The organism is Arthrobacter sp. JCM 19049 (assembly GCF_001310435.1).
The window spans coordinates 1-1,966 of sequence record NZ_BAXF01000410.1; the positions used below are offsets into that span (position 1 = coordinate 1).

At 66.7% G+C, this 1,966-nt stretch carries 2 protein-coding genes and 1 pseudogene; all 3 read right to left on the bottom strand.

The window, feature by feature from the left end; genetic code table 11:
• Positions 1–974, bottom strand: a pseudogene (locus JCM19049_RS12785) (solute carrier family 23 protein); the annotation flags it as partial.
• A 194-nt stretch (positions 975–1,168) separates the two neighbouring features.
• On the bottom strand, positions 1,169–1,462 hold the full coding sequence (locus JCM19049_RS12790; protein WP_306420804.1) for an XdhC family protein: 294 nt from the start codon (positions 1,460–1,462) through the stop codon (positions 1,169–1,171).
• On the bottom strand, positions 1,422–1,966 hold a 545-nt coding region (locus JCM19049_RS12795), incomplete at its 5' end, for an XdhC family protein (RefSeq protein WP_279403165.1). The genes JCM19049_RS12795 and JCM19049_RS12790, both read right to left, overlap by 41 nt.

A 1,966-nucleotide genomic window follows, 5' to 3' on the forward strand; every position in this document is an offset into this window, starting at 1 on the left:
CCAGCACCGGCAGCAGGCCCAGGACCACCAGGATGCCGCCGCCGGCGGCCACCACGAACCGGCTGGTGACTCCGGTGATGGCCACCAGGCCCACGTTCTGTGCGAACGCCGTCTGGGTGAAGGTGTTGAAGATCGGGCCAGCACCGAGGAGGCCATGTCCGCGCGCAGCCCGTCGGCGATGCGCTTTGAGTTCACCTTGGTCTTGGCAATCTCACCCACCGCCAGGATGTCGGCAGTGGTTTCGGTCAGGGTCACCAGCACCACGATGGTCATCGAGATGATCCCGCCGATTTCAAACACTGGCCAGCCGAAGGCCAGCGGCTGCGGGAAGGCGAAGAACGCGCCCTCGCCGACCTTGGAGAAGTCCGCCATCCCGGTCAGTGCCGCGATGATGGTGCCGATGACGATGGCCAGCAGGATCGAGAGCCGGGAGATGCCCGGGGAACCGATCTTGGACAGCAGCAGGACGATGGCCAGGGTCAGCGCGGCCAGCCCGATGTTGGCCAGGCTGCCGTATTCCGGCGCACTCGCGTCCCCGCCCATGGCCCAGTTCGCCGCCACCGGGGTCAGCGACAGCCCGATCATGGTGATCACCACGCCGGTGACCACCGGCGGGAAGAACCGGATGATCCGGGCGAAGAACGGGGCGATGATGAACCGATGAGCGAGGCGACCAGCACCGCGCCGAAGACCGCAGGCATGCCCCCACCGCCGTTGACGATGGCCACCAGGGTGGCGACCGAGGCGAAGGAGACCCCCTGCACCAGGGGCAGCTGGGCCCCGAAGAACGGGATGCCAATGGTCTGCAGGATGGTGGCCAGCCCGCCGATGAACAGGCAGCTGGCCACCAGCACACCGATTTCGGCGCTGCTCAGGCCGGCGGCCCCGCCAACGATCAGCGGCGGGGCGATGATCCCGCCGTACATGGTCAGCACATGCTGCAGACCATAGGCGAAGCTGCGGCCCAGTGGCAGCTTCTCATCTTCCGGGCGTCTGCCTTGATGTCCTTGCCTTGTAGTGCACCCACTATGACCTCCTAGTGATGGTGGTGTGGTTGGTGATGACGGTGAATGGTGAAGACGGTAGAAGGGGTGTTGCCGGTGTTTTTGGCATCGCCAAAGAGCGCACGGCTCCTCAAGGCCGGGCGTGAAGACGGGTTATTGGGTTATCAGCAGGCCGCTGGTTGTTCGGCCCTTGGGTGGCTGTCCGTGTGGGACGTTGGTTCGGTGGCGTTGGTCGGTGCTGCCGCCCGGCTGAGCCGGGCCAGCAGGTCGGCGGCGACACTGACCGCGATGGTGGCCGGGGTTTTCCCGGCCACCTGCGGCAGCCCGATGGGGCAGTCGATTCTTTGGATGTCGTGCTCTTCATGCCGCTGGCCGCAAGGTTTTTGCGGAATCGCTGCCATTTGGCATTGGAGCCGATCAGCCCACCGAGCCGAGGTCCGTGCGGCGCAGGGCCGCATCGCACAGGTGGAAGTCCTCGGCGTGGTCGTGGGTCATGATCAAAACATGGGTTCCGGCCGGCAAACGGGTCAGGACCTCCTCCCCCAGCAGCGCCGGCTGGGCGTGGAGGCGGGCCACCGGGGGTTCCAGGGCCGCCAACTGCTCCAGCTGTTCGGGCCGGGAGTCGCTCAGGTACAGTTCCATGTCGTGGCGGGCCAGGATCCGGGCCAGTTCCATGCCCACGTTCCCGACCCCGAAGATCGCCACCGCGGTGGGCACTGCCTGGGGCTCAAGCAAGATGGTCACCTCTCCTCCGCAGCACTGCCGGCCGTAGGTGGCCGGGGCCTTATCGTTTAGCCGCAGCGTGAACATCTGCGGTTCGCTGCTTCCCTCCGCCAGCAGCTGCCGGGCCCGGGTGATCATGCTCATCTCCAGGTTGCCGCCGCCGATGGTCTGGAAAATCCCCTCGGCGGTGACCACCATCTTGGCCCCGGCCTCGCGCGGGGCGTGACCGCGCACGGCCG

What these genes read in the sequence shown, in the direction of transcription:
- JCM19049_RS12790 (WP_306420804.1), bottom strand. Translation starts at nt 1,462, where the DNA reads ATGCGGCCCTGCGCCGCACGGACCTCGGCTCGGTGGGCTGATCGGCTC.